Raw genomic sequence first — 25,746 nt, forward strand, 5'->3', positions numbered from 1 at the left:
ATAATGGCGAGCTATTTTATTGGCGTAGATGTGGGCACCGGAAGCGCGCGCGCAGGCGTATTCGATCTTAATGGCCGCATGGTCGGCCAGGCCAGCCGGGCCATCGATCTGTACCGGCCGAAGGCGGATTTCGTCGAGCAGTCGTCGGATAACATCTGGCAGGCGGTGTGCAATGCGGTGCGCGACGCGGTCAACCAGGCCGACATCAACCCGATCCAGGTCAAGGGGTTGGGCTTCGACGCCACCTGTTCGCTGGTGGTGCTGGATAAAGAGGGCAAGCCGCTGACCGTCAGCCCCTCCGGCCGCACCGAACAGAACATCATCGTGTGGATGGATCACCGGGCGATCGCCCAGGCCGAGCGCATCAACGCCACCAAACACCGGGTGCTGGACTTCGTCGGCGGCATTATCTCGCCGGAGATGCAGACGCCGAAACTGCTGTGGCTGAAACAGCACATGCCCACCACCTGGGCCAACGCCGGCTACCTGTTCGATCTGCCGGACTTCCTCACCTGGCGCGCCACCCAGGACGCCACCCGTTCGCTGTGCTCGACGGTGTGCAAGTGGACCTATCTCGGCCACGAGCAGCGTTGGGACAAGAGCTACTTCCAGCAGATCGGGCTGGAAGACGTGCTGGAACACGACGCGGCCAAGATCGGCAGCGACGTTAAAATGATGGGCGAGCCGCTGGGCCACGGCCTGACTCAGCGCGCCGCCAGCGAGATGGGGCTGATCGCCGGCACGGCGGTGAGCGTATCGATCATCGACGCCCACGCCGGCACCCTCGGCACGCTGGGCGCCACCGGCGTCTCCGGCGAGGTGGCCGACTTCAACCGCCGCGTCGCGCTGATCGGCGGCACCTCCACCGGTCATATGGCGATGTCGCGCACCGCGCGCTTTATCGGCGGCGTCTGGGGGCCGTATTACTCGGCGATCCTGCCGGAATACTGGCTGAACGAGGGCGGCCAGTCTGCCACCGGCGCGCTGATCGACCACGTCATCCAGTCGCACCCGTGCTACCCGGAGCTGCTGGCGCAGGCGAAAACCCAGGGGCAGACCATCTATGAGGTGCTGAACGCCATTCTGCGCCGCATGGCCGGCGAGCCGGAGAATATCGCCTTCCTGACGCAGGACATTCACATGCTGCCGTACTTCCACGGCAACCGCTCGCCGCGCGCCAACCCGACGCTGACCGGCATCCTGACCGGGCTGAAGCTGTCGCGCACGCCGGAGGATATGGCGCTGCACTACCTGGCCACCATTCAGGCCATCGCGCTCGGCACCCGCCACATCATCGAAACCATGAACCACAGCGGCTACAGCATCGACACCATCATGGCCAGCGGCGGCGGCACCAAGAACCCGATCTTCGTGCAGGAGCACGCCAACGCCACCGGCTGCGCCATGCTGCTGCCGGAGGAAAGCGAAGCGATGCTGCTCGGCGGTGCGATGATGGGCACCGTGGCGGCGGGCGTGTTCGACACCTTGCCGGAGGCGATGAGCGCCATGAGCCGCATCGGCAAGACGGTGACGCCGCAGACCAATCAGATAAAAAGCTACTACGACCGCAAATACCGGGTGTTCCATGAGCTGTACAACGACCACATGAAATACCGCCGGCTGATGCAGGAGGAGGCGTGATGCAGCAGGAGTGGCGGCAGGCCGTGCAGGGTTGGCAAACCTACAGCCAGGAGCTGGCGCAGCTGGGCGAGCGCCTCGACGCGCGCACCTGGCAACGGCTGCTGGGGCTACTGGCCGACTGCCGCGGTAAAATCGCCGTCACCGGCGTCGGCACCTCGGGGATTGCGGCGCGCAAGATAGCCCACATGCTAGCCTGCGTGGAACGGCCGGCGATCTACCTCGACGCCACCGGCGCGGCGCACGGCGATCTGGGCTTTCTGCGCGCCGACGATCTGCTGATCCTGATCTCGCGCGGCGGCAATTCCGACGAGCTAACCCGCCTACTGCCGACGCTGCAGGCCAAGGGGGTGACGCTGATCGCGGTGACGGAAAACCTGCACTCCGCCATCGCGCAGGCGGCGCAGCTAACGATCGCCACCGGGGTGCAAAAGGAGATAGATCCGCTGAACATGCTGGCCACCACCTCAATTGTGCTGGTGCTGGCGATCTTCGACGCCGCTTGCGCCTGCCTGATGGCGCGCAGCGGTTACGACAAGGAGACCTTGCTGGCGGTGCATCCGGGCGGCGGCGTGGGGAAAAGTTTGCGGGAGGAAAACTGAGGGCCCGACACGGCGGGCCCGGCTGACATTACAGCGGCATGTAGATATCGAAACGGTGGCTTTTGGTCAGCGTGGCGGCGTGCGCCGGCACGTCGGCCAGCGGCGGCGCGTAGTCCGGGCGTTTCACCACCACGCGCTTGGTCGCCAGGCGGCGCGCCGGCTCCAGCAGGCCGTCGGCGTCATCGTCGCTGCCCACCAGCGATTGAAACACCCGCATCTCTTTCTTCACCAGCGCGCTTTTTTGCTTGTGCGGGAACATCGGATCGAGATACACCACCTCGGGGCGCGGGCTGAGATCCGCCAGCGCCGTCAGGCTGGAGGCGTGCAACAGCGTCAGGCGCTCGCGCAGCCACGGGCCGATTTCCGCATCCTGATAGCCGCGCTGCAGTCCGTCGTCCAGCAACGCCGCCACCACCGGATTGCGCTCCAGCATCCGCACCCGGCAGCCCAGCGCCGCCAGCACGAAGGCGTCGCGCCCCAGCCCGGCAGTAGCGTCCACCACGTCCGGCAGGTAGCTGCCCTTGATGCCGACCGCCTTGGCCACCGCCTCGCCGCGGCCGCCGCCGAAACGGCGCCGGTGCGCCATGGTGCCGGTGACGAAGTCGACATAGATCCCGCCGAGCTTCGGCTCGTCGCGCTTACGCAGCTCCAGCCGCTGCGGGGTCAGTACCAGCGCCATCGGCGCGTCGTCGTCGGACGTCAGCTGCCAGCGCTGCGCCAAAACAGACAAGGCGCCGGGATCGGCGCCTGCTTCACACAATAAACACACGCTCACGTGTCGGGTTATCCTTTAATGCCGTAATGGCGCAGCATAGCATCCAGCTGCGGCTCGCGGCCACGGAAGCGTTTGAACAGCGTCATCGGCTCTTCCGACCCGCCGCGCGACAGGATGTTGTCGAGGAAGGATTTGCCGGTTTCGGCGTTGAAAATCCCCTCTTCTTCGAAGCGCGAGTAGGCGTCGGCCGACAGCACTTCCGCCCACAGATAGCTGTAGTAACCCGCCGCGTAGCCGCCGGCGAAGATGTGGCTGAAGGCGTGCGGGAAGCGGCCCCAGCTCGGCGAAGGCACCACCGCCACCATTTTCTTCACTTCCGCCAGCGTCGGCAGGATCTGCGCGCCTTTTTCCGGGCTGTATTCGAAGTGCATGCGGAAATCGAACAGGCCGAACTCGAGCTGGCGCAGGATGAACAGCGCCGCCTGGTAATTCTTGGCCGCCAGCAGCTTGTCGAGCATGGCCTTCGGCAGCGGCTCGCCGCTCTGGTAATGGCCCGAGATAAACGCCAGCGCTTCCGGCTCCCAGCACCAGTTTTCCATAAACTGGCTCGGCAGTTCGACCGCATCCCACGGCACCCCGTTGATGCCTGAGACGCCGGCGGTATCGATCTGCGTCAGCATATGGTGCAGACCGTGGCCGAACTCGTGGAACAGCGTGGTCACTTCGTTATGGGTGAACAGCGCCGGCTGGTCGCCCAGCGGACGGTTGAAGTTGCAGGTCAGGTAAGCGACCGGTTTTTGCAGCGTGCCGTCGGCCTTGCGCAGACTGCCGACGCAGTCGTCCATCCAGGCGCCGCCGCGTTTGTTTTCGCGGGCGTACAGATCGAGGTAGAAACTGCCGCGCAGCTCGCCGTCGGCGTCGAACAGATCGAAGAAGCGCACGTCCGGATGCCAGGTCTCCACGTCTTTACGCTCTTTGGCGGTGATGCCGTAGATGCGTTTCACCACTTCGAACAGCCCTTCCACCACACGCTGTTCCGGGAAGTACGGGCGCAGCTGCTCGTCGCTGATGGAGAACAGGTGCTGCTTCTGTTTTTCGCCGTAATAGGTGATGTCCCAGGCGTCGAGCTCGTCCACGCCATAGTGCTGTTTGGCGAAGGCGCGCAGCTGTGCCAGCTCCTGCTCGGCCTGCGGGCGGGCGCGTTTGGCCAGATCGCTCAGGAAGCCGATCACCTGATCCGGGCTTTCCGCCATCTTGGTCGCCAGCGACTTGTCAGCATAGGTGTCAAAGCCCAGCAGCTGAGCCAGCTCATGGCGCAACGCCAGCGTTTCCGCCATCACTTCGCTGTTATCCCATTTGCCGGCATTCGGCCCCTGATCGGAGGCGCGGGTGGCGAAGGCGCGGTACATCTCTTCGCGCAGCGCGCGGTTGTCGGCGTAGGTCAGCACCGGTAGGTAGCTCGGCATGTCCAGCGTCAGCAGCCAGCCGTCTTGCTCTTTGGCCTGCGCCATCGCCTGGGCCTGCGCCAGCGCGCTTTCCGGCAGGCCGCTCAGCTCGGCTTCGTCGGTAATCAGTTTGCTCCAGCCCATGGTGGCGTCGAGCACGTTGTTGCTGTAGGTGGAACCCAGCTCGGACAGGCGCGCGACGATCTCGCCGTAGCGCTGCTGTTTGTCCGCCGACAGGCCGATGCCCGACAGCTCGAAGTCGCGCAGCGCGTTGTCCACCGCCTTGCGCTGCGGCACGCTCAGCGTCTCGAACGCCGCGCCCTCTTTCAGGCTGCGGTAGGCCTGGTACAGCCCTTCGTGCTGGCCGACCCAGGTGCCGTACTCGGACAGCAGCGGCAGCGCCTGCTCATAGGCGGCGCGCAGCTCCGGGCTGTTTTTCACCGAGTTCAGGTGCCCGATCGGCGACCAGATGCGCGACAGGCGATCGTCCGACTCCGCCAACGGCTGACACAAATTGTCCCAGGTGAACGGCCCCGGCTGCGCGACCACGCGTTCTACCGCGGCGCGGCAGTCCGCCAGCGCGGATTGCACCGCAGGCACGATATCTTCAGGGCGGATCGCCGAAAACGGCGGCAGGGAAAACGGGGTCAGCAACGGATTTGTCATAGGGCAGTCCTGATTAGCGTTGGGGCCCGCCACGGGGGCGAGCCTTAAAATGCGTATGAATCTCTAACATGGAGCCAGGCAACAGGAAAATCAATGCCCGGCGTTGATCGTTCGTGCCTTAAACGGCGCATTGGCGAATGCGGGCGGCCAGCGCCGCCAGCTGTTCGTCGTCGGCGCGCGCCGCATCGTGGGAGGAGATATAACCTTCGTAACGCGTGAAAAACTTCGGCGAGGTCGATTCGATCGGCCGCCACTGTTCCAGCGACGCGGTGCCATGCAGCGGGATCAGTTTGGCGTGCACATGGTCAACGCCGTAGCCCTCAAACACCATGCCGCAGCGGCCGACGTCGTCGAACGCGCGATCCAGCTGCTTTGCCACCCGCTGGGTCGCCAGCATCAACGCGCTCAGCACCTCGTCCGGCAGGTCAAAGGCGTAGCTCGGGTGGTGCGCCTTGGGGATCACCACGCTGAAGCCGTCGGTGTTGGGAAAGATGGACAGGAACGCCAGATGGTCGTCGTCTTCCCAGATTTTATGGCACGGCGCCTTGCCCGCCACGATGTCGCAAAAAATGCAACTCATCCTTTCTCCTTGTGATTCACAGCGTTTCAACCCGTTCGAATTCTTCGAACACCAGCCACATGTCCGGCGCAAAGCTCCCCTCGCGGGTAAAGAATGCCTGATGCCCCTCGCGCCAAAACGCCAGGCTTTTGTCGCCTTCGCCCTCTTTGGCCGCCATCTCGGCGGTCACCTGGTCGTAGCGCACCAGGCGCAGCGCCAGCGTTCTGATCACGCAGGCCGGTTCGCCGCGGCCATCGAGAACGATGCTGTAATCGCCGATGCTCGGGGTTTGTTCCCGACGATAGCTCGCATAGGAACTGCAGGTGGCGGTTTTATCCCCGCTCAGCACCAATTCCAGCAGTTCGTCGGCTAACGCGGGGCCGTCGCCGAACGCCCAGCGCGCCGCGTCGGGGTAATTCGCCAAAATCGCCTGTTTGCTCATCGTCCTGTCCCTTTCTGTTAACATCTGCGGCAACGGAGTCCGGTTTTTCCCGGCCAGACAGTTTATACTGTGCAGATTATAAGCCTTATTGCATTGAATGCTCCGTCTGCGGAGCACAAGGAACCGCCACCCGTCATGTTAAGTTATCGCCACAGTTTCCACGCCGGCAACCACGCCGACGTGCTCAAACACACCGTTCAGAGCCTGATCATCGAGTCGCTGAAGGAAAAAGAGAAGCCGTTCCTGTATCTGGATACCCACTCGGGCGCGGGCCGTTATCAGCTCAGCGGCGAACACGCCGAGCGCACCGGCGAATACCTGGAAGGCATCGGCTTGCTGTGGCAGCGCGACGATCTGCCGGAAGAGCTGGCGGCCTACATGAGCGTGGTGCACAACTTCAACCGTTCCGGCACGCTACGCTACTATCCCGGCTCGCCGCTGATCGCCCGCCAGCTGCTGCGCCCACAGGACAAAATTCACCTGACCGAGCTGCACCCGAGCGACTACCCGCTGCTGCGCAGCGAGTTCCAGAAAGACGAGCGCGCCAAAGTGCAGCGCGCCGACGGCTATCAGCAGCTGAAATCCCAGCTGCCGCCCCTGTCGCGCCGCGGCCTGATCCTGATGGATCCGCCGTATGAAATGAAGACCGATTACCAGGACGTGGTCAAAGGCATTCAGGAAGGCTACAAGCGTTTCGCCACCGGCACCTACGCGCTGTGGTACCCAGTGGTGATGCGCCAGCAGATCAAACGCATGTTGCGCGATCTGGAAGCCACCGGCATTCGCCGCATTCTGCAGATCGAGTTGGCGGTGAAACCCGACAGCGATCAGCGCGGCATGACCGCCTCCGGCATGATCGTCATCAACCCGCCGTGGAAGCTGGAACAGCAGATGAAAAACGTGCTGCCGTGGCTGCACAAGGTGCTGGTGCCGTCGGGCATCGGTCACCATCTGGTGAACTGGGTGGTACCAGAATAATCCCCATCAGGGCGCGGTTTGCCGCGCCCTGCGTCCACCTATCGCAGCCATCGACGCAATCTTTGCGACAAACCCCGGTCAGGCGTTAAACTCTTACCCTCTTCAAATTCACAATTCATGGAAATCCCAGATGACGAAACATTACGATTATCTAGCAATTGGCGGCGGCAGCGGCGGTATCGCATCGATCAACCGGGCAGCCATGTATGGCCAAAAGTGTGCGCTGATTGAAGCCAAAGAGCTGGGCGGCACCTGTGTAAACGTGGGTTGTGTACCGAAAAAAGTCATGTGGCACGCGGCGCAGATCGCCGAGGCCATCCATCAGTACGGCCCGGACTACGGCTTCGACACCACCGTCAACGCCTTCGACTGGAAGAAGCTGGTCGCCAACCGCACCGCCTATATCGATCGCATCCACAACTCCTACGATAACGTGCTGGGCAAGAACAAGGTCGACGTGATCAAAGGCTTCGCGCGCTTCGTGGATGCGCACACCGTGGAAGTGAACGGCGAGACCATCACCGCCGACCACATCCTGATCGCCACCGGCGGCCGCCCGAGCCATCCGGCTATTCCGGGTGCGGAATACGGCATCGACTCCGACGGCTTCTTTGAGCTGGACGCCATGCCGAAGCGCGTCGCCGTAGTCGGCGCCGGCTATATCGCCGTGGAGATCGCCGGCGTGCTGAACGCGCTGGGCGCGGAAACGCACCTGTTCGTGCGCAAGCACGCGCCGCTGCGCAGCTTCGATCCGATGATCGTCGAAACCCTGGTGGAAGTGATGAACACCGAAGGGCCGAGCCTGCACACCGAATCGGTGCCGAAAGCGATCGTCAAGAACGCCGACGGCAGCCTGACGCTGCAGTTGGAAAACGGCCAAGCATTCACCGTCGACTGCCTGATTTGGGCCATCGGCCGCGAACCGGCGACCGACAACCTGAACCTCGGCGTCACCGGGGTGAAAACCAACGAGCAAGGCTACATTGACGTCGATAAGTTCCAGAACACCAACGTCAAAGGCATCTACGCGGTGGGCGACAACACCGGCGCGGTAGAGCTGACCCCGGTCGCCGTGGCCGCCGGCCGCCGCCTGTCCGAGCGCCTGTTCAACAACAAGCCGGACGAGCACCTGGATTACAGCAACATCGCCACCGTGGTATTCAGCCACCCGCCGATCGGCACCGTCGGCCTGACCGAGCCGGAAGCCATCGAGAAATTCGGCGCGGACAACGTGAAGGTGTACAAATCCTCCTTCACCGCCATGTACAGCGCCGTGACGCAGCACCGCCAGCCGTGCCGCATGAAGCTGGTGTGCGCGGGTAAAGAAGAGAAGATCGTCGGCCTGCACGGCATCGGCTTCGGCATGGATGAAATCCTGCAGGGCTTCGCGGTGGCAGTGAAGATGGGCGCCACCAAGAAGGACTTCGACAACACCGTGGCGATCCACCCGACCGCGGCGGAAGAGTTCGTCACCATGCGCTGAGGCGCAACCTCGCCGGGTTTCGGCGCGTAACAGGCCAGGCGCGAAAGCGTCTGGCTTTTTTTATTTATCTCGCTCGCCTCACGGCGCCTGGCGGTAATGATCGCGAAGAAACACCGGCAAATCGTTCGCCGGCGAGGCGAAGGGTACTTGATAGAGCATATCGCCGACAAAACCGCGATGATAGGTAGCGTGGTTGACGACATGCAGCACGATTTCCTGGCGCGTCATCCGGCCTTCCCCCCCGCCGACGAACTCGAAATGTACCACCTGCGCCAGCGCCTCGGGTGACCAGTTGTCCACCTGTTCGATATACCAGCGGTCCATTTCCTCCACCGCACACCGCAAGTCGTCAAGCGCAGGCGTTTGCTCGGTGTTGCGCGCGAGGTAGCCATGTTTTCGACCTTGCAGATGGTGCCTGAAGATATCGTCCACCACGTACACATGATTTAAGGTATGCACCATATTGCCAAAACGGGTCGGCCGCTGCCGTAAGGCTTCACCGGCCGGCAAGGACATCACGGTGTCAAAGGTCAGCGCATTCGCCCACGCTTTGTAACGTACCAGCATTTTCAACGTTTCGGTGACCGTCGTCGGCTGCGTAATATCAGCTTCGACGGGGGTATCGTTTGGTGGCATCGCAGACATACTGTTCACTCCTTATCATCGGATGAAAATCGATATTCCGTTCAGCCGCACGCAGTGCGGCGACGCTTTCTACGCCGTGCCAATCCCTTGCAGCCGCCCTTCGACCTGAGTGCGCGTATTGCCGCCCACCCAAATCCGGCCGCTCTCGTCGCGGGTGATATGCACGCGCCCGTTGCGCCCACGGCAGCGGCCCTGGGCGGCGATATAGCCACCGCTGACCACGCCGCTTGCGAACAACCACTGGGCCAGCGAGGCATTGAGGCTGCCGGTGACCGGATCTTCGACGATAGCGCCAAGATGATCGCTCAAAAAGGCGCGAACTTCGAAGGCTGCGTCACCATCGGCATGTGGGCCGACGACGCCAATGTCCACTCTGCGCGGCCAGCTTCTCGCCGGCGTCAGGGAAAGTACCCGCTCAGCGCTGGCCAGCCGGATCCCCAGCCACCCCGGACCGTTATCGATCCAGGCGGCATCGAGCGCCTCCTCAGGCGCGATACCTAAAAACTGCAGCGCGTCGGCCAACGTCTCTTCTGAGGGCGCCCCGGAGCGAATCAACGGCGGCGCGGCAAAACACAGCCGTCCTGCCTCGCGGCGAATGCTCACCAAGCCCGCCCCACATTCCTGGATGATCTCCGCCCTATTGCGCGGCATCCCCTCCGCAGTGAGCCAGGCATGACAATTGCCCAGCGTCGGGTGTCCGGCAAACGGCATTTCACGATCCAGGGTGAATATCCGCACCCGGTAATCCGCCTGGGGGTGCGTCGGCGGCAGCAAAAAGGCCGTCTCCGACAGGTTGAACCAACGCGTCAAACACTGCATGTCTTCCGTCGACAACGCTCCGGCGCCCGTGATCACCGCCAACGGATTGCCGGCAAGCGGCCCGGCGCCAAAGACATCCACCATCTGCATGCCAAAAACCATCGCTTCTCTCCTCAGGTTAACGCCGGGCGTTCATTACCCCCGCGATATCAACAGCTCCAGGCCCGCCAAAGCGAACAGCAGCGCAAGCGTTCCTTCAATCCAGCGCCTCACCCGGGTGTAAAACGCGATCATCGGCGCCGTTGAGAACAGCAGGGCATACCCCCCGAAAATCGTCACGCCGAGCAGCGCGCAACCGCCAATAATTGCCGGTAAAACCTGCTCAGGCGCGCCTTGCCGCAATCCCAGCGACATGATCGCCATCCAGGACATGATGGCCTTGGGATTGCCGAGGTGCATCAGCACGCCCTGCCGATAAAGCGCCCGATAAGGCCGCGCATCGCGCCCTGCGGCCATGCCCGGCGCCGCGGCGGACGTCCGTAACGCGGACTTTCCAGCGCGCAGCGCCAGATACAGCATATACACGCCGCCAACGATTTTGATGGTCCACAGCGCCTGCGCATACGTGGCCAACACGGCGGAAAGGCCGGTCGCGGCCAACATCGCCCAGCACAGCGATCCGGTCATCACGCCGGCGGCCAGCACCAATGCGGGCCTGCGGCCGTCACGCATCGCCACGCCCATGATCGCCATGTTGCTGGGGCCGGGGCTGGCGGTAGCGAGGAGATAGGCGCCGTAAACCAATGCAAGCTGACTGACCATCATGGAAAAACTCCGCTGGCCCGCCTTACGGCCGAGCCGTTGTTGAAAACGCCGGGACTCCTCACCAACATAGTATGTGTTACACTTTTCGCCTATTTAAATAGTGTCACGTGACACTATATTCTTTCTCCGGAGAGCGACCATGCGGCTTCAATCCCCCTGGCAACCCCGCCTGGCCAACGTGGAAGCCACTACCGTCGAACGGCTGGTGCTGGCGTTGGCTGACGACATTATCGAGGGCAAGCTGCAAGGAGGCGATCGTTTGCCGGCACACCGCCCCCTCGCCTGGCAATTGGCGATCGGTCTGGGCACGGTGACCAAAGCCTACGCCATCCTGGAACGACGCGGGCTGGTCCGCAGCGTGAAGGGGCGCGGGATGTTCGTGGCGATCCGCCGCGCCCGTGAAGAACGTGAAATCGATCTCTCGTCCAATGCGCCGCCGGCGATGCTGACTGACCGTTTGCTGGCACGCACGCTGGCCGGCATCGCACGGAAAATGGATGCAGATCATCTGAACCTCTATTCCCCTCCGACCGGGCACTTGGAACATCGGCGTCTGTTGGCCCGCTGGCTGGAAAACGCCGGCGTCACGATCGAACCGTCGCACCTGGCGCTGACCAGCAATGCCCGTCAGGCGATTTCGTTGGCATTTGACCTGGCCTGCGGGCCACGCGGGACGATACTGACCGAGAGGCTGACCTACCCCGGCGCGATCGCGCTGGCCCGACGTAAAGGCCATCGCCTGATCGGCGTGGAGATCGATGCGCAAGGCATGGTGCCGCAGGCGCTGGCGAGCGCGCTCGAGCGTGTCTCCTCCGGCCATATTGCGGTCTATCTGACACCGACGCTGCATAACCCGACGACCGCCACCATGAGCGCCGAGCGCAGGCGGGCTATCGTCGAGATATGCCGGCAGGCGAATGTCTGGATCATCGAGGATGGCGTGTATGCCCTAGGGCATTCAGCAGTGCCTGCGCTCGCGACGTTGGCACCCGAGCGGGTGTTCCATGTCAATGGCCTGTCGAAAACGCTCGGCCCGGGGTTGCGGATCGGTATGCTGACTCTACCGCCCGACATGCAAACCGCGGCGGAAGAAGCCTTGCAAGATATTCCCTTCGCACCTTCGCCACTGTCTTGCGCCGTGGTGGGGGAGTGGTTGTCCAGCGGCGCAATCGAGGCGATACCGCAAGCGTTGCGCCATGAGGCTCAGCGAAGAGTGCATCTGGCTACCTCGATATTCGATGCCGACGAATGCGTATCGCATCCCGACGCTTACCATGTCTGGCTGCCGATGCCGCGCGAAACCGCCGAGTCTGTGGCCGCCGCCGCCGCGTTGGCGGGCGTTAAAGTCACGCCGCCGGCCGCGGTCATGGTCAATGACGGCGAAAGTGAATCGGGCATTCGCCTGTGCCTGGGTTCCCCCTCACTGGACGAGCTAACGGCAGGCCTGACGCAGCTGGCCCAGCTGTTGAAAGCACATCGGAACGGCTGACAAACGGAAGGGAAAGGTTACGCGCACGGGCCGACCGACCCAGACCTGTTCTTTTTGTGCGGTTTACTATTCCCTTCGCACCCGCCTGCTTTTTCTGCCATTATTCTGCCTGATAAATTAGCGGGACTGATACAACCTCCCCGCGCCTCTGGAGAACACCGATGCTGTTCAAACTATGCAAAACCCTTGCGATAGCCTGCGTGGCCCTGATTATCGCCCAGAGCAGCGCCCTCAGCTTTACCCTGGAAGTGGCGGGCAAGATCGACAACGTGACCGACCCGGTCAACAAAAGCTATCTGTTCACCGATAAACAACTGTTGGCGATGCCGGTGCGCAGCATCACCACCTCCACGTCCTGGACGCCGCAGAGAAAATTCGAAGGGATTTCGGTGGCCGATATCCTGGAGCGCGTCGGCGCCAAGGGCGAGACGCTGACCTTCTACGCGCTGAACGATTATTACATCGACGTGCCGCTGTCCGACGTCACGAAATACAACATGATCCTGGCCTACAAGATGGACGGGGAAATGCTGAAGCTCAGAAACTTCGGCCCGCTGTTCCTGGTGTACCCGCGTGACGCCGCCGGGCCTGAACTGAACTCGCCGTTGTACAATTCACGCTTTATCTGGCAAGTCGACAGGATCGTGATCAAATGAAGCTGACGACCTTTAAGAACGGCAGCAGGCTGGCGATCCCGGCCATCTTTGCCGCGCTGTTTTTAGTGGCTTCGACCGTCACGCTCTATTACTACAGCGCCACCCTGTCGAAGAAAGGGCTGTATGCCATCGCCGGCACGCAGGAGAACTACTCCTGGTCGATCGCCAAGTTCTCCATCAAGCTGGCGGAGTTCGACACGCTGGTCGAACAGCAAAGTCACGCGCCGCAGGTGGACAACGACAACCTGCGGCTGCGGTTCGAAATCCTCTATTCGCGTTTTTACGTGCTGGAAACCGTCTCCGAATCGACCCAGCCGCTGTACGCCGAGCCGGGCTACCCGGAAGTGGTCAAACAGATGCGCCTGCAGATGGATCGCATCGATAAGCTGCTGGACAGCCCGAAAATCGACTTCGACCAGGTTTTCGCAGCCATGAAGGCCATCAAGCCTTACTCCATCGAAATGGCCAACCTGACCGACCATGCCGAGGTGAAGCAGCGCACCGCCGCCTATGAGGACTACATCGAGAAGCGGCACATTATTTTCTATGGGCTGGTGATCGTCATGTTCTCGGTGATCGCGCTGATCGCCATCACCCTGATCGTGTTCCGCCAGCAGCGGCTGACCATTCGCCAACAGGCCAAGGCGATTGAGGCGGAGAAAGCGACGCGCACCAAAAACGCCTTCCTCGGCGCTATTGGCCACGAGCTGCGCACCTCATTGCAGAGCGTGATGTCGGCCATCGACGTGCTGGTGAATACCCGGGTGTCGGCAGAGCATGCGGACACCTTCCAGCGGCTGGAGACCGCCGCGCAGCAAATCGAAAGCCAGATGAAAGATCTGACCGACTACGCGCACCTCGACAGCGGCATGATGGAATTGCGCATCGTACCGTTCGACGCGCAGAAGCTGATCGCGGAGACCGCCAACGAAATCGCCACCCTGACCCGCAAAGAACAGGTCAAACTCAGCTGTGAAGTGGAATGCAGCCACCTGCTGGTGCACTCCGATCCGCTGCGCATCCGGCAGATTATCGTCAACCTGCTGACCAACGCCTACAAGTACACCGAAAGCGGCAGCATTACGCTGCACAGCTGCCTGCGCCGCCAACCGGGCGGCAGTTCGTTGATTATCGAAGTGACTGACACCGGCATCGGTATCGAAAAAGACCAGCTCGATCAGATCTTCAAGCCCTTTACCCAGTTGGATCAGTCGCATACCAAGCAGTATGCCGGCGTGGGGATGGGGTTGGCGATCGTGCACGGCCTGGTGACGTTGCTCAACGGCACCATCACGGTGTACAGCGAAATCAAGAAGGGCAGCACCTTTATCGTCAGCATTCCGGTGCAGATCAGTGAAGACGAACGTGCCGACGAGCCCGCCGCTGCCAATGCCTCTCTGCAGCATAAGCCGCAGCAGGTTCTGGTGGTGGATGACAACAAGTCGGTGGGTGACGCCTTTGCGGCGCTGCTGGACAAGCTGGGTTACCAGCACGAACTGTGCGACTCGCCGGAACGCGCGCTGCAGAAGCTGCTCAGACGTCCTTACGATGCGCTGTTGCTGGATTTGCAGATGCCGGGCATCGACGGCGCTGCTCTGGCCAGGCAGCTGCGCAACCGTCGCGGCCCCAACCGCCATGTGCCGATCATCGGCATCAGCGCCTACACGCCGGAGCAGTTAACGGCGGATCAGCGCGCCCTGTTCGATAACTACCTGATGAAGCCGGTTCGACTGGATGCGCTGTCGAGCGCGCTGGCCGAGGTGTTCCCCGCTAAAGATTAAAACAGCGTTGCAGTGCGGCTTCGATCACATGGAGCCGCACCGGTTTTTCATAAGGGCCGAGCACATCGTACTCGCGCATCGCCTGAGCGATTTCCGATTCGCGTCGGTCGGTGCCCAGTTCACCGGTCAGCACCAGTACCGGCGCGTCCGGATTGTCGGAGGCGCGGATGGTAGCGATACAGCGATCCGCCGTTTCCTCACCGATCAACCAGTCCACCACATAACCGTCGAACAGGCTTTGCTGCAACGCCTGACAGAAACTGTCGACGTCGTAAAACGCCACCGCGTTGAACCCGCAGCCACCCAGATACTTGGCCAGTTCATCGGCCGCCTGATGCGAATCGTCCAATACCGCGATGCTCAGCCGCTCGTCGTCGCCGAAGCCGGGCCGGATTTCGATCAGATCGACGCCGTAACGCGGGCCTGCCGGCGCCTCATCGGTGCGATAGATATGCCACTGCCCTTCCACGCGCAGCGCCACAAATTCCGCCGGCCGCCCGGCAGGAAGCTCGTCGCCGATGTGCCCGACGCAAGGTATCGCCACCCCCGCCACGACAAAGATGGCATCGCGCGCCATGTTTGGCTCGGGAGTCTCGTGTTCGGCGCTCAAATCGGCGATCGCCGCCGGCGTTTCTCCGAGCGCGGCCGCGACGCTGTTGATCTGTTCCAGCGTCCAGGGGCTTTGCCCTTTCAGTTTGCGGTGCGCATGTGAAAAACTCAGATCCAAGATGCGGCTGAGCTCGCGGGCATGCTGACGTTTTCCAATCCCGTAATGTAAAAACAGCTCCCTGACCCGATTGGCAATCGACTGTGAATCGAATTTTTGGTGATTGTTATCCATTTGTTCCTTCGATTTTTTTTACTGATTTATCAGTCGTTTTGATTATTTCTGCTGAAAAAGCCACATCTAAAACTAGCATCTCATGCAATTATGCGTTAAAAACGTTGCTTGACATACCATGTTGCATCGTCAAACATGGTATCAAAAGAGACATACAGCAATACACTATAAAAAATAACACCAGCACGTTTTTTAATAATAACCATAGTAACACCAGGGAAAATTTGTTCCGTTGCCGCTACTGAGACGATGTCCACATCGCTCGGACTGCGCAAATCAAACGGGGCTTGAGCCTTTAGCGCTAATCTGTTTTACCCACTTTTAAGCCGGGATCCGTCAGGGTCCCGGTTTTTTATTGCCCTGGCGCCGCGCCATCATACGGACTCACCCCACAGCCGCAAATAAAAACGGAGCCGGCATGCCGGCTCCGTTGTCCTTGAGATCGCTGCTGAACGTCAGAAGCGCCAGGTGAAGCCGGCGTTGACGCTGTTGTCCTGATGGTTTTGCGACAGCAGTCCGCCGTAGCCCAGCGACAGCGTGGCATTCTCGTTCACCGCCACTTCCGCCCCTGCCTTCAACACCATGCCGTCACGCGACACCGGCACGCTGTCCACCACGAACGGCGCATTGCCGCCGTTGAACCGCAGCCCGGTGCCACGGTCCAGACCGCCGTACTGGTGCTGCCACCCCAGCTCGCTGCGCAGCGCCACCGTCGTGCCCGGGCTCACCTGCCACGCGGTGTCTGCACGCAGCCCCAGCGTCGACACCGTCGCGTCGGTATGCTGCTTGTCGCCGCGCAGTGCCGCCGCGCCGCCGCTTTCCGCGATGCCGTTGTTTTCGAAGTTCACGTACGCCAGGTTGACGAACGGCTCCAGGTTCAGCCATTCACCCTGCACGCCGTAGCCCGCTTCCGCGAACAGCTGTTCGGTGCGCGCGCTGTACTTCGCCGTGTCACGGTCCGACTGCATCCCGTAGTTCACCGACCGCTTGGTGTCGATGCGGTGCCAGGTGTAGCCCGCCCCGCCGCGCAGCGCCAGCGCCCCGAACTGCTTGTCGCCGTACGCCGCCAGGTGGTAGTTGTCGCTGTCCGCCTTCGACCCGTAACCGCCGTGCAGCGAGGTGCGGGTGTAGCCGGTCGCCACCCCCAGCCGCCCGTCGCCCGCAACCGCCGAGTCCAGCCCCACCAGCACCCCGTAGGTCGAGGCCTGATAGCCGGTGGCGTTGGCGTCGCCCGACGCGTGGTCCCATGCCCCCAGCAGCTGCGCCCAGGCGCCGTCCTCGTCCGCCTTGATGGCCGACGAGCTCGCCAGCCCTTCCGCCTGACGCAGACGCCCGTTCAGCGCCTCACGCAGGTAGCGGCTGTCGTTCACCAGCGCCGAGGCGATATCCGCATGGATTTGCCCCGACAGCTGACGGAACGCCTGCCGCGCTTCGCCCGCCGTGCCGCTGTTGAGCAGGCTCTCGTACACCGGGTTGCCCGCCGCCAGCGCATCCGCCGCCGCCGCCACCGCCCGCTCGTTCGAAGTCTGCGCCACGCTGGCGAAGCTCGTGCCGTTGCGCCCGACGCTCAGCGTCACCCCGGTCGGCTGGTAGCTCAGCCCGGTACCGAGGAACAGGTAGTTCGGCGCCACCGCGTCAAACTGCCCGCTCACCCCCTGCTGCGCGCTCAGGATGGTGTACTGCTGGCCCAGCAGGCTGCGCACCTCGCTTTGCGTCAGCAGGTTGGGGCTGTTCTCCAGCGTCACCGCCACCTCGCCGCCGCCGATCGTCGCCGATCCGCTGCTCTGGATCCGATCGCTCTGGCCGTTCGGGCCCACCTCCACCGCGTAGCGCGACCCCGGTTCGAAGCTGACGTTGCCGGCCACGCTCAGGGTGCCGATCGAGTTGCCCGGCGCCACGGTGCCGCCCTGACGGGCGATCAGCGAACCGACCGTGCCGCTGCCGCCGACGATGCCGCCGTTCTGCACGCTGACGGCCGAGGTGACCGAGCCGTTGACGGCCAGCAGCCCCTGATTGACCAGCGTCGGGCCGGCATAGGTGTTGGTGCCGGTCAGCTCCAGGGTTCCCGCGCCCTCTTTGGTCAGGCCGCCGTGGCCGGAAATGTTGTTGGAGTAGATTTCCCATCCACAGTGGACATCATCACATTTCCTGGCGTGTAGCGTGCCGGCATCCACCTCGGCGCCCCTCCCCGGAATATTGGCGACAAACTGGGTCGGGCCATAGGCCACGCCCGTCGGATCCGGGATGCGGAACTCCGCAGGAATATCTTCGACGGTATAGAACATGCCCGGGCCGTTGATAGCCTTGCCCAGGTTGATCATCCCCCAACCGTAGAGCGCGTCGATGCCCGGCGCACCCATGTCGGTGGCGGTGGTTTTCAGCACGTCGGCAATCTGCGCCGAGCTCATGTACGGGAAGCGCTGCAGCAACACCGCCACCGCGCCGGTCACGTGCGGCGTCGCCATCGAGGTGCCGTTTTTATTGCCGTAGTCCGACACCAGGTTGGCCGGATCGGAACCGTTGGCCACGGTGCTGTAGATTTTGCTGCCCGGCGACGAGACGCAGAAGCTGGCGGTATAGCCGCAGCGGGAAGAGAAGCTGCTGATGGTATAAGGCACGCTGTTGGTCGATGCCGCATCCTGCGCCACGCTGGCGACCGACAGCCAGTTCGGCGCGATGTCCGGCACGAAGTAGGCCAGCCCGCTGATCACATCCGGCTGGTTGTAGTTGCCGTCGTTGCCGGCGGCGAACAGCACCAGAATGTTTTTGCGCGCCGCATCGATCGCGCCCTGATAGCCTGCGCCGGCCAGGCTGCCGAGCAGCGGTTTGACCTGATCGAATTGTTCCTGCGCATCCTTCAGCTCAAAGTGCAGCGCGTTAGGATCGCGGCCGCCGTCGGACAGGAAATCGGGAATACTGACGCCCCAGCTGTTGTTGATCACCCGTGCACCGCTGTTGATCATCGCCTGCCAGCCGGCATTGGTGACGGCGCCGTCCAGGCCGAGGAATTCGCCGTAGGCCGGGCCGTCGTTATCGTTATCGACGCTGATCACCTGCGAATCGAAGGCCACGCCGTGCATGCCGATGCCGTCGCGGTTCGCCGCGCTGATCCCCGCGACGTGCACCCCGTGATTGCTCAGCATGCCCTGCGAGCCGCTGTAGAAGTGGAAGGTGCCGTCGAAGTAAAAACGATCGCCGGCGTTAATCCCCGGCCGGTGTGGATCGGTATAGGCGCGGTAGCCCTCGGTGACGACGTTGATCAGTTTGCCGTCACCGGCGAACTCGGGATGACGGTTGACCGGAGTGTCGAAAATGCCCACCTTCTGCCCTTTGCCGGTGTAGCCGGCGGCGTAGGCCTCATCGGCGTGGATCGCCCCCAGCCCCCAGTTGGCGTTGAATTCGGCGCTGCGCCAGCTGGCCGGATCGCCGGGTTGGCCGTTCACCTCGTGCGGCGCCGCCTGTGCATACCCCGCCAGCGCCATGCAGCAGACCAACGCGTTCAGCCGCCACGGCGAGCGGCGAGCGTTTCCTTTGCTATCAAAACCCATTGTTGTTGTCATTTCCTTACCTTTTGCTTGTTATTGGCCGACGCCCCAGGTGCGCCGGGTTCTCATTAGCAGGATGTGAAAAAGGAACCGCCCGCAGACGGTTCCCGTACAAGGATTGAGTCGATGTTGCTTAGAAGCGCCAGGTGAAACCGGCGTTGACGCTGTTGTCCTGATGGTTTTGCGACAGCAGTCCGCCGTAGCCCAGCGACAGCGTGGCGTTTTCGTTCACCGCCACTTCCGCTCCCGCCTTCAGCACCATCCCGTCACGCGAGACCGGCACGCTGTCCACCACGAACGGCGCGTTGCCGCCGTTGAACCGCAGCCCGGTGCCTCGCTCCAGCCCGCCGTACTGGTGTTGCCACCCCAGCTCACTGCGCAGCGCCACCGTCGTGCCCGCGCTCACCTGCCATTCGGTGTCCGCACGCAGGCCCAGCGTCGACACCGTCGCGTCGGTATGCTGCTTGTCGCCGCGCAATGCCGCCGCGCCGCCGCTTTCCGCGATGCCGTTGTTCTCGAAGTTCACGTACGCCAGGTTCACGAACGGCTCCAGGTTCAGCCACTCGCCCTGCACGCTGTAGCCCGCTTCCGCGAACAGCTGCTCGGTGCGTGCGCTGTACTTCGCCGTGTCACGGTCCGACTGCATCCCGTAGTTCACCGACCGCTTGGTGTCGATGCGATGCCAGGTGTAGCCCGCCCCGCCACGCAGCGCCAGCGCCCCGAACTGCTTGTCGCCGTACGCCGCCAGGTGGTAGTTGTCGCTGTCCGCCTTCGACCCGTACCCGCCGTGCAGCGAGGTGCGGGTGTAGCCGGTCGCCACCCCCAGCCGCCCGTCGCCCGCGACCGCCGAGTCCAGCCCGACCAGCACCCCGTAGGTCGAGGCCTGGTAACCCGTGGCGTTGGCGTCGCCCGACGCGTGGTCCCACGCCCCCAGCAGCTGCGCCCAGGCACCGCCCTCGTCCGCCTTGATGGCCGACGAACTCGCCAGCCCTTCCGCCTGACGCAGACGCCCGTTCAGCGCCTCACGCAGGTAGCGGCTGTCGTTCACCAGCGCCGAGGCGATATCCGCATGGATTTGCCCCGACAGCTGACGGAACGCCTGCCGCGCTTCGCCCGCCGTGCCGCTGGTGAGCAGGCTCTCGTACAACGGGTTGCCCGCCGCCAGCGCATCCGCCGCCACCGCCACCGCCCGCTCGTTCGAGGTCTGCGCCACGCTGGCGAAGCTCGTGCCGTTGCGCCCGACGCTCAGCGTCACCCCGGTCGGCTGGTAGCTCAGCCCGGTGCCGAGGAACAGGTAGTTCGGCGCCACCGCGTCAAACTGCCCGCTCACCCCCTGCTGCGCGCTCAAAATGGTGTACTGCTGGCCCAGCAGGCTGCGCACCTCGCTTTGCGTCAGCAGGTTGGGGCTGTTCTCCAGCGTCACCGCCACCTCGCCGCCGCCGATCGTCGCCGATCCGCTGCTCTGGATCCGATCGCTCTGGCCGTTCGGGCCCACTTCCACCGCGTAGCGCGAGCCCGGCTCGAAGCTGACGTTGCCCGCCACGTTCAGGGTGCCGATCGAGTTGCCCGGCGCCACGGTGCCGCCATCACGGGCGGTCAGCGAACCGACCGTGCCACTGCCGCCGACAATACCGCCGCTCTGCACGCTGACGGCCGAGGTGACCGAACCGTTGACAGCCAGCCGCCCCTGATTGACCAGCGTCGGGCCGGCATAGGTGTTGTTACCGGTCAGCACCAGGGTGCCGATGCCCTGCTTGGTCAGGCCGCCGTGGCCGGAGATGTCGTTGCTCCAGAAGTCCAGGCCGCAAAGATCGCTGCTGCAGACGCGCTCGGTCGATTTACCCTGGTCCAGCACCGCGCCGACGCCCGGCAGATCGACCACGAACTGAGTCGGGCCATAAGCCACGCCCGTCGGATCCGGGATGCGGAACTCTTCGGGAATATCCTCAGCGGTCACCAACATGCCCGGGCCGTTGATGGCCTTGCCCAGGTTGATCATCCCCCAGCCGTAGAGCGCGTCGATGCCCGGCGCGCCCATGTCGGTGGCGGTGGTTTTCAGCACTTCCGCCACCTGTGCGCCATTCAAATACGGGAAACGCTCCATCAGCACCGCAACGCTGCCGGCCACGTGCGGCGCCGCCATCGAGGTACCGCTGTATTTGGCGTAGCCAGTCGTCAGATTCTCCACGCTGGTGCCTTCAATCACCGAGCTGTACACCCGGGTACCCGGTGCCGAGACGCACAAACTGGCGGTATAGCCGCAGCGGGAAGAGAAGGTGCTGATGCTGTAATCGCCGGTATTGGTGGGATCCTGCAGGCTGGCGACCGACAGCCAGTTCGGCGCGATATCCGGCACGAAATACGCCAGGCCGGCCATGGCGTCCGGGTTGTTCAGGTTGTAATCGTTACCGGCGGCGAAGATGGTGACCACGCCGCTGCGCGCCGCGTCGATCGCGCCCTGATAGGCGCCGCCGGGCTTGGTGCCCAAGATAACCTTGATCTGATCGAACTGCTTTTGCGCATCGTTCACCGTGAAATGAGGATAAGCGGGATCTTTGCCTCCCTTGGCGAATTTATCGGTAATGCCGATGCCCCAGCTGTTATTGATGATGCGCGCGCCGCTGGCCACCAGCGCCTCCCAGCCGGCCTGGTAAACCGCGCCGTCGTTACCGAGCACAATGCCGTCCTCCGGGCCGGGGTCGCCGTTTTCTGCGCTGATGATCTGCGCGTTGAATGCCACCCCATGCATGGCGCCACCGTCGCGGCTGCCGGCGGCGATGCCGCCCACGTGGGTGCCGTGCGAGCCTAATTTGCCACTGGAGTCGGTGCTTGGCGTACCGTCATAGCGGAAGTCATCGCCTTTTTTCACTGGAATATAGGGATCGGTGTATTCGCGAGTGCCATGGGTAACCAGATTGATCACCTTATCTGGGCCGGAAAATTCGGGGTGCTTGGCGTAGACTGGCTGATCGAAAATACCGAGTTTGATGCCTTTTCCGGTATAACCGGCGGCGTAGGCCTGGTCGGCGTGGATCGCTCCCAGCCCCCATTCCGCGTTGAACTCACTGCTGCGCCAACTGGCCGGATCGCCCGCTTTGCCGTTCTCTATATAGCTGGAGGCCTGCGCCCCGCCGATCGCCGTCAGGCAGATCAGCATCGCGCTCCATTGTGCGCGATGAACTCCGATTTCAGGCCAGCCGAAGGCCGCCCGAGCGGATTTGACTCCTCTAAGTTTCTTCTCCATCCCAGATACCGTCCGTTGTTGTTTGCAAATGTTTTATAAGATTTTTTGTGTAACAGTTTGGTAACACCAAATAAATAAAGCACAACAATCTCAAGTGCGCTTAATGTGTCACTCGGCAGTCCGGTAGAATGAGAGAACGTTTCAGGGGTGAATCAGGCCAACGCCAATAAGAAATAGCAATGACGTTTGCCGGTAGCGAAGCGGCGATAATAAGTGAGAGGAAAAACCTTAATACGCTGATAAATAAAAATATAAACAAAGTTCGAATGAAGGAGATGGCCGCCTGAAAAGTGCTTAACAGGCGTCTTTTATCACTTTTAATTATAAATTTTGCCAATATTCACTCAGTGAATTATGCTGGTTTTTCACTCGGTCATCGGCAAAAATTGGATTATCCTGCTGATGTTTTTTTGCGGTTCGTCGCGTCCTCTTCCGCCTGACGCAGGATGGCTTTGGCCATCCATTGCGTGACGTCCTGAATGCCCTCAAGTTCCAGCCCCCAGATATCTTTCAACACCAGGAATACCTCCGAGCCGTAAATCAGCGAGAAAGCATGAATCACTCTCTGTAGAGAATCCGGCGGCAGTTTGCCCTGCAACGGTTCTACCGCCAGCGCCAACAGACGCTTGCGGTTGCCGCGCACCAGCTTCTCACCCGGTTTATCGGTGTTGGACCGAGCCAGTGCCCACTGCTGCAACGAAAGCTGCAGGGCCGCTCGCAGCGCCCCCTCATGCTGTTCCATTTGCGGATAAGCAAAACTGAGCAGCTGCAGTATCCGCGCTTCGGCGCTGTCGTCTTTCGGCTGCCACTCCAAAATGGGCCCCAGACTTTCAGCCACAACGGCGGTGATCAAATCGCTTTGCGTAGGGAAGTAACGGTAAGCTGTCGCACGCGAAACTTGCGCATGTTGAGCCAACTCCGTTATCGAAGGAAAGGCACCGCCATCGAACAATTCCATCGCGCTGTCAAGCAACAGCTTACGAGTTCTGGCCCGGATATGAGTCAAGCGGGTAGATACGATTAATGGCACAGCAACCTCTTCTTTCTCTACGCCCGTCTAACATAGACTTGGCGAATAAAGTCCACTGTAACAAACTTGTCAGCTATTACGCCATGCAGCGTACGCAGGGCTCGCTTTCCCTCACGCCGAAAATGAGACTTTCATCTCATTCGATACGAATTAGACTTGCATAAATGATACTACCGTCTCATTATGATGAGGAATTCACCGACTACGCTCAGCTCTCTTAGTCAGCACCAGGGAATTCATTTTTACTAACATATTAAAATATAAATTATAAATCAGCGTGTCGGCCATCTGAACCCTACGTCAGGAAGAGGCTAATGAACGACAATCAGGCAGTGATTTACATTGCAACCACAGCGGATACCAAAGGACGGGAATTGGCTTATGTGCGCAGCCTGATCGCCGAAACCGGGTTACCCACGCTGACCGTCGATCTTTCCACCCAACCGTTAGCACCCGGCAGCTACCAGGCCGATATCTCTGCCGCTACTGTCGCTCACTGCCATCCTGATGGCGAACGCGCCGTCTTTTGTGGCGATCGAGGCAAGGCGATTGCCGCTATGGCGCAGGCGTTTGAAAGGTTCATGCTGTCGCGCCGTAACGTCGCTGCAATACTCGGATTAGGCGGTTCCGGCGGTACCGCATTGATCACCCCCGCTATGCAACAGCTGCCGATCGGTTTACCTAAATTGATGGTTTCCACCATGGCCTCCGGTGACGTCTCCGGGTATGTCGGAGCCAGCGATATCTGCATGATGTATTCCGTCACTGACGTTGCCGGATTGAACCGCATCTCCCGCACCGTGCTGGGCAACGCAGCGCATCAAATCGCCGGCGCCGTTCGCTTCGCCGCTCAAGCGACCGTCGACAGCAAACCGGCCGTCGGCCTCACGATGTTCGGTGTGACCACCCCCTGTATTCAAGCCGCCACGGCGGCGCTCGAAGAGAGCTTGGATTGCCTGGTGTTTCATGCCACCGGCAGCGGCGGCAGAGCGATGGAAAAACTGATCGATAGCCATTTGTTGGACGGCGTGCTGGATCTGACCACCACCGAAGTTTGTGACTACCTGTTCGGCGGCGTACTGGCGTGCAGCGAGGATCGTTTTGGCGCTCTCGCACGCACCGGCATTCCCTGCGTGATATCCTGTGGCGCCCTGGATATGGTGAACTTTTCCCACCCGGACAGCGTTCCAGCTCGATACGCTCAGCGCCAATTTTATCAGCACAATGCCCAAGTCACGCTGATGCGCACTACGCCGGAAGAGAATGCGCTGATGGGCCGTTGGATCGGCGACAAACTCAATGCTTGCGAAGGCGATGTGCGTTTCCTGATACCCGAGGGCGGCGTTTCCGCACTGGATGCGCCAGGGCAACCGTTTTGGGATCCGGAGGCGTTGGCCGCCTTTGCCGACGCGTTGGAAACTACATTGCGCGTCACGGAAAAACGCCGCCTGATCAAGACCCCTTATAACATTAACGATCCCCGCTTTGCCGCCTTCGCCGTGCAACAGTTCAGGGAGATCGCTCATTTTTGATTGGAGCTAAACATGGCTAAAAATACCCGTCAGGAACTGCTGACTCAATTCAGAGAAATGATTGCCCGTGGCGAGCCGATCATCGGCGGCGGAGCCGGAACCGGCCTCTCAGCAAAATGTGAGGAAGCCGGCGGTATCGATCTGATCGTCATTTATAACTCGGGCCGCTACCGCATGGCGGGCAGAGGTTCTCTGGCGGGTTTGCTAGCCTACGGTAATGCGAACGACATCGTTATGGATATGGCAAAAGAGGTGTTGCCGGTCGTCAAACACACGCCGGTTTTAGCCGGGGTCAATGGTACCGACCCGTTCTGTCAGTTCGATAAATTCCTTAATGACATCAAGGCGATCGGCTTTTCCGGCGTACAGAATTTTCCGACGGTTGGTTTGATCGACGGCAACTTCCGCGCCAATCTCGAAGAAACCGGCATGGGTTATGCGCTGGAAGTCGACATGATTCGCCTGGCGCATGAAAAGGATCTGCTGACCACACCTTATGTGTTCAGCGCAGAAGATGCCATCGCGATGACGCAGGCCGGTGCCGACATCATCGTACCGCATATGGGGCTGACCACCGGTGGCAATATCGGTGCGGAAACGGCGCTGACGCTGGCGGGTTGCGTTCCCCTGATCAACGAGTGGGCTCAAGCCGCGAAACGCGTGCGCGAAGAGGTGATCGTTCTGTGTCATGGCGGCCCTATCGCAACGCCAGAGGATGCAGCCTACATTATGCAACACTGCCCTTTAGTCAACGGATTCTATGGTGCCAGCTCCATGGAGCGCTTGCCCACCGAAGTGGCTTTGACGGAAACAACCCGACAATTCAAAAATATCAATAAAGGTTAACAGACTGTTTTACTCGCGCACAACA

20 protein-coding genes are annotated in these 25,746 nt (G+C 61.6%); 9 read left to right on the plus strand and 11 right to left on the minus strand.

The window, feature by feature from the left end:
* Positions 1–3 precede the first annotated feature (3 nt).
* On the plus strand, positions 4–1,641 hold the full coding sequence (locus tag ACJ8IL_RS11155; RefSeq protein ID WP_038873847.1) for an FGGY-family carbohydrate kinase: 1,638 nt from the start codon (positions 4–6) through the stop codon (positions 1,639–1,641).
* Positions 1,641–2,240 carry a KpsF/GutQ family sugar-phosphate isomerase gene (locus ACJ8IL_RS11160; protein ID WP_173889074.1) on the plus strand — a complete coding sequence of 200 codons (600 nt, stop codon included), beginning with the start codon at positions 1,641–1,643 and terminating at the stop codon, positions 2,238–2,240. Before ACJ8IL_RS11155 ends, ACJ8IL_RS11160 begins: the two co-directional genes overlap by 1 nt.
* Positions 2,241–2,268: 28 nt before the next feature.
* On the opposite strand, the gene rsmJ is transcribed toward ACJ8IL_RS11160, so the two are convergent.
* The 4 genes from rsmJ to ACJ8IL_RS11180 all read right to left on the minus strand — a co-directional run bounded on the left by rsmJ (position 2,269) and on the right by ACJ8IL_RS11180 (position 6,067).
* Entirely contained in the window at positions 2,269–3,015 is a 747-nt protein-coding gene (rsmJ, locus tag ACJ8IL_RS11165) for a 16S rRNA (guanine(1516)-N(2))-methyltransferase RsmJ (protein ID WP_049273186.1), read from the minus strand.
* An 8-nt stretch (positions 3,016–3,023) separates the two neighbouring features.
* Complete coding sequence (gene prlC / locus ACJ8IL_RS11170; RefSeq protein ID WP_197824449.1) at positions 3,024–5,066, minus strand: oligopeptidase A; 2,043 nt, start codon at positions 5,064–5,066, stop codon at positions 3,024–3,026.
* 118 nt (positions 5,067–5,184) lie between these two features.
* Positions 5,185–5,646, minus strand: coding sequence for an HIT family protein (locus ACJ8IL_RS11175; RefSeq protein ID WP_173889070.1), 462 nt, complete (start codon positions 5,644–5,646; stop codon positions 5,185–5,187).
* Between the two features lie 16 nt (positions 5,647–5,662).
* On the minus strand, positions 5,663–6,067 hold the full coding sequence (locus tag ACJ8IL_RS11180; RefSeq protein WP_060435204.1) for an ASCH domain-containing protein: 405 nt from the start codon (positions 6,065–6,067) through the stop codon (positions 5,663–5,665).
* Positions 6,068–6,202: 135 nt separating this feature from the next.
* On the opposite strand from ACJ8IL_RS11180, the gene ACJ8IL_RS11185 reads away from it, so the two are divergent.
* Entirely contained in the window at positions 6,203–7,045 is an 843-nt protein-coding gene (locus ACJ8IL_RS11185; protein WP_004931012.1) for a 23S rRNA (adenine(2030)-N(6))-methyltransferase RlmJ, read from the plus strand.
* A gap of 130 nt (positions 7,046–7,175) precedes the next feature.
* On the plus strand, positions 7,176–8,528 hold the full coding sequence (gene gorA, locus ACJ8IL_RS11190) for a glutathione-disulfide reductase (protein ID WP_342096072.1): 1,353 nt from the start codon (positions 7,176–7,178) through the stop codon (positions 8,526–8,528).
* A gap of 78 nt (positions 8,529–8,606) precedes the next feature.
* Here the strand turns inward: gorA and ACJ8IL_RS11195 are convergent, their stop codons facing one another.
* The 3 genes from ACJ8IL_RS11195 to ACJ8IL_RS11205 form a co-directional block, all read right to left on the minus strand.
* Positions 8,607–9,173: a DinB family protein gene (locus ACJ8IL_RS11195; RefSeq protein ID WP_342096073.1), complete on the minus strand. Its 567-nt coding sequence runs from the start codon at positions 9,171–9,173 to the stop codon at positions 8,607–8,609.
* 69 nt (positions 9,174–9,242) lie between these two features.
* The gene (locus ACJ8IL_RS11200) at positions 9,243–10,094 is read right to left on the minus strand and encodes a PhzF family phenazine biosynthesis protein (RefSeq protein WP_442516542.1); all 852 of its coding nucleotides are present in this window, start codon (positions 10,092–10,094) and stop codon (positions 9,243–9,245) included.
* 33 nt (positions 10,095–10,127) lie between these two features.
* Complete coding sequence (locus tag ACJ8IL_RS11205; protein ID WP_043139101.1) at positions 10,128–10,757, minus strand: LysE family translocator; 630 nt, start codon at positions 10,755–10,757, stop codon at positions 10,128–10,130.
* A gap of 139 nt (positions 10,758–10,896) precedes the next feature.
* Here ACJ8IL_RS11205 and ACJ8IL_RS11210 point away from each other — a divergent pair, with 139 nt between their 5' ends.
* The 3 genes from ACJ8IL_RS11210 to ACJ8IL_RS11220 all read left to right on the plus strand — a co-directional run bounded on the left by ACJ8IL_RS11210 (position 10,897) and on the right by ACJ8IL_RS11220 (position 14,683).
* Positions 10,897–12,246: an aminotransferase-like domain-containing protein gene (locus tag ACJ8IL_RS11210; RefSeq protein WP_193402972.1), complete on the plus strand. Its 1,350-nt coding sequence runs from the start codon at positions 10,897–10,899 to the stop codon at positions 12,244–12,246.
* A gap of 161 nt (positions 12,247–12,407) precedes the next feature.
* A complete protein-coding gene (locus ACJ8IL_RS11215; protein ID WP_049205620.1) occupies positions 12,408–12,902 on the plus strand; it encodes a molybdopterin-dependent oxidoreductase in 495 nt (164 codons plus the stop codon).
* Positions 12,899–14,683 (plus strand): ATP-binding response regulator, encoded by a 1,785-nt coding sequence (locus ACJ8IL_RS11220; RefSeq protein WP_025304623.1) that lies wholly within the window; start codon positions 12,899–12,901, stop codon positions 14,681–14,683. Before ACJ8IL_RS11215 ends, ACJ8IL_RS11220 begins: the two co-directional genes overlap by 4 nt.
* Here the strand turns inward: ACJ8IL_RS11220 and ACJ8IL_RS11225 are convergent.
* The 4 genes from ACJ8IL_RS11225 to ACJ8IL_RS11240 all read right to left on the minus strand — a co-directional run bounded on the left by ACJ8IL_RS11225 (position 14,673) and on the right by ACJ8IL_RS11240 (position 23,343).
* Positions 14,673–15,524, minus strand: a complete 852-nt coding sequence (locus tag ACJ8IL_RS11225; protein WP_025304624.1) for a helix-turn-helix domain-containing protein — start codon at positions 15,522–15,524, stop codon at positions 14,673–14,675. The two genes, ACJ8IL_RS11220 and ACJ8IL_RS11225, sit on opposite strands and share 11 nt — an antisense overlap.
* A 455-nt stretch (positions 15,525–15,979) precedes the next feature.
* Positions 15,980–19,084, minus strand: coding sequence for an autotransporter outer membrane beta-barrel domain-containing protein (locus ACJ8IL_RS11230; protein ID WP_442516543.1), 3,105 nt, complete (start codon positions 19,082–19,084; stop codon positions 15,980–15,982).
* Between the two features lie 118 nt (positions 19,085–19,202).
* Complete coding sequence (locus ACJ8IL_RS11235) at positions 19,203–22,226, minus strand: autotransporter outer membrane beta-barrel domain-containing protein (RefSeq protein ID WP_442516544.1); 3,024 nt, start codon at positions 22,224–22,226, stop codon at positions 19,203–19,205.
* 478 nt (positions 22,227–22,704) lie between these two features.
* Complete coding sequence (locus tag ACJ8IL_RS11240) at positions 22,705–23,343, minus strand: TetR/AcrR family transcriptional regulator (RefSeq protein ID WP_049209482.1); 639 nt, start codon at positions 23,341–23,343, stop codon at positions 22,705–22,707.
* Between the two features lie 314 nt (positions 23,344–23,657).
* Here ACJ8IL_RS11240 and ACJ8IL_RS11245 point away from each other — a divergent pair, with 314 nt between their 5' ends.
* Together ACJ8IL_RS11245 and ACJ8IL_RS11250 are read left to right on the plus strand one after the other, a co-directional pair.
* Positions 23,658–24,875, plus strand: a complete 1,218-nt coding sequence (locus ACJ8IL_RS11245; protein WP_173890403.1) for a Tm-1-like ATP-binding domain-containing protein — start codon at positions 23,658–23,660, stop codon at positions 24,873–24,875.
* A gap of 12 nt (positions 24,876–24,887) precedes the next feature.
* Positions 24,888–25,721, plus strand: coding sequence for a phosphoenolpyruvate hydrolase family protein (locus ACJ8IL_RS11250; protein ID WP_049209485.1), 834 nt, complete (start codon positions 24,888–24,890; stop codon positions 25,719–25,721).
* Positions 25,722–25,746: the final 25 nt, after the last annotated feature.

This window comes from Serratia sp. CY47444 (assembly GCF_052168635.1).
GTDB classification, from domain to species: domain Bacteria; phylum Pseudomonadota; class Gammaproteobacteria; order Enterobacterales; family Enterobacteriaceae; genus Serratia; species Serratia bockelmannii.

Excerpts from the sequence above, each read along its gene's own strand:
- ACJ8IL_RS11155 (WP_038873847.1), top strand. The coding sequence starts at position 4 with ATGGCGAGCTATTTTATTGGCGTAGATGTGGGCACCGGAAGCGCGCGC.
- ACJ8IL_RS11160 (WP_173889074.1), top strand. The coding sequence starts at position 1,641 with ATGCAGCAGGAGTGGCGGCAGGCCGTGCAGGGTTGGCAAACCTACAGC.
- prlC (WP_197824449.1), bottom strand. The coding sequence starts at position 5,066 with ATGACAAATCCGTTGCTGACCCCGTTTTCCCTGCCGCCGTTTTCGGCG.
- ACJ8IL_RS11175 (WP_173889070.1), bottom strand. The coding sequence starts at position 5,646 with ATGAGTTGCATTTTTTGCGACATCGTGGCGGGCAAGGCGCCGTGCCAT.
- ACJ8IL_RS11180 (WP_060435204.1), bottom strand. The coding sequence starts at position 6,067 with ATGAGCAAACAGGCGATTTTGGCGAATTACCCCGACGCGGCGCGCTGG.
- ACJ8IL_RS11185 (WP_004931012.1), top strand. The coding sequence starts at position 6,203 with ATGTTAAGTTATCGCCACAGTTTCCACGCCGGCAACCACGCCGACGTG.
- gorA (WP_342096072.1), top strand. The coding sequence starts at position 7,176 with ATGACGAAACATTACGATTATCTAGCAATTGGCGGCGGCAGCGGCGGT.
- ACJ8IL_RS11195 (WP_342096073.1), bottom strand. The coding sequence starts at position 9,173 with ATGTCTGCGATGCCACCAAACGATACCCCCGTCGAAGCTGATATTACG.
- ACJ8IL_RS11200 (WP_442516542.1), bottom strand. The coding sequence starts at position 10,094 with ATGGTTTTTGGCATGCAGATGGTGGATGTCTTTGGCGCCGGGCCGCTT.
- ACJ8IL_RS11205 (WP_043139101.1), bottom strand. The coding sequence starts at position 10,757 with ATGATGGTCAGTCAGCTTGCATTGGTTTACGGCGCCTATCTCCTCGCT.
- ACJ8IL_RS11210 (WP_193402972.1), top strand. The coding sequence starts at position 10,897 with ATGCGGCTTCAATCCCCCTGGCAACCCCGCCTGGCCAACGTGGAAGCC.
- ACJ8IL_RS11215 (WP_049205620.1), top strand. The coding sequence starts at position 12,408 with ATGCTGTTCAAACTATGCAAAACCCTTGCGATAGCCTGCGTGGCCCTG.
- ACJ8IL_RS11220 (WP_025304623.1), top strand. The coding sequence starts at position 12,899 with ATGAAGCTGACGACCTTTAAGAACGGCAGCAGGCTGGCGATCCCGGCC.
- ACJ8IL_RS11225 (WP_025304624.1), bottom strand. The coding sequence starts at position 15,524 with ATGGATAACAATCACCAAAAATTCGATTCACAGTCGATTGCCAATCGG.
- ACJ8IL_RS11230 (WP_442516543.1), bottom strand. The coding sequence starts at position 19,084 with ATGACAACAACAATGGGTTTTGATAGCAAAGGAAACGCTCGCCGCTCG.
- ACJ8IL_RS11235 (WP_442516544.1), bottom strand. The coding sequence starts at position 22,226 with ATGCTGATCTGCCTGACGGCGATCGGCGGGGCGCAGGCCTCCAGCTAT.
- ACJ8IL_RS11245 (WP_173890403.1), top strand. The coding sequence starts at position 23,658 with ATGAACGACAATCAGGCAGTGATTTACATTGCAACCACAGCGGATACC.
- ACJ8IL_RS11250 (WP_049209485.1), top strand. The coding sequence starts at position 24,888 with ATGGCTAAAAATACCCGTCAGGAACTGCTGACTCAATTCAGAGAAATG.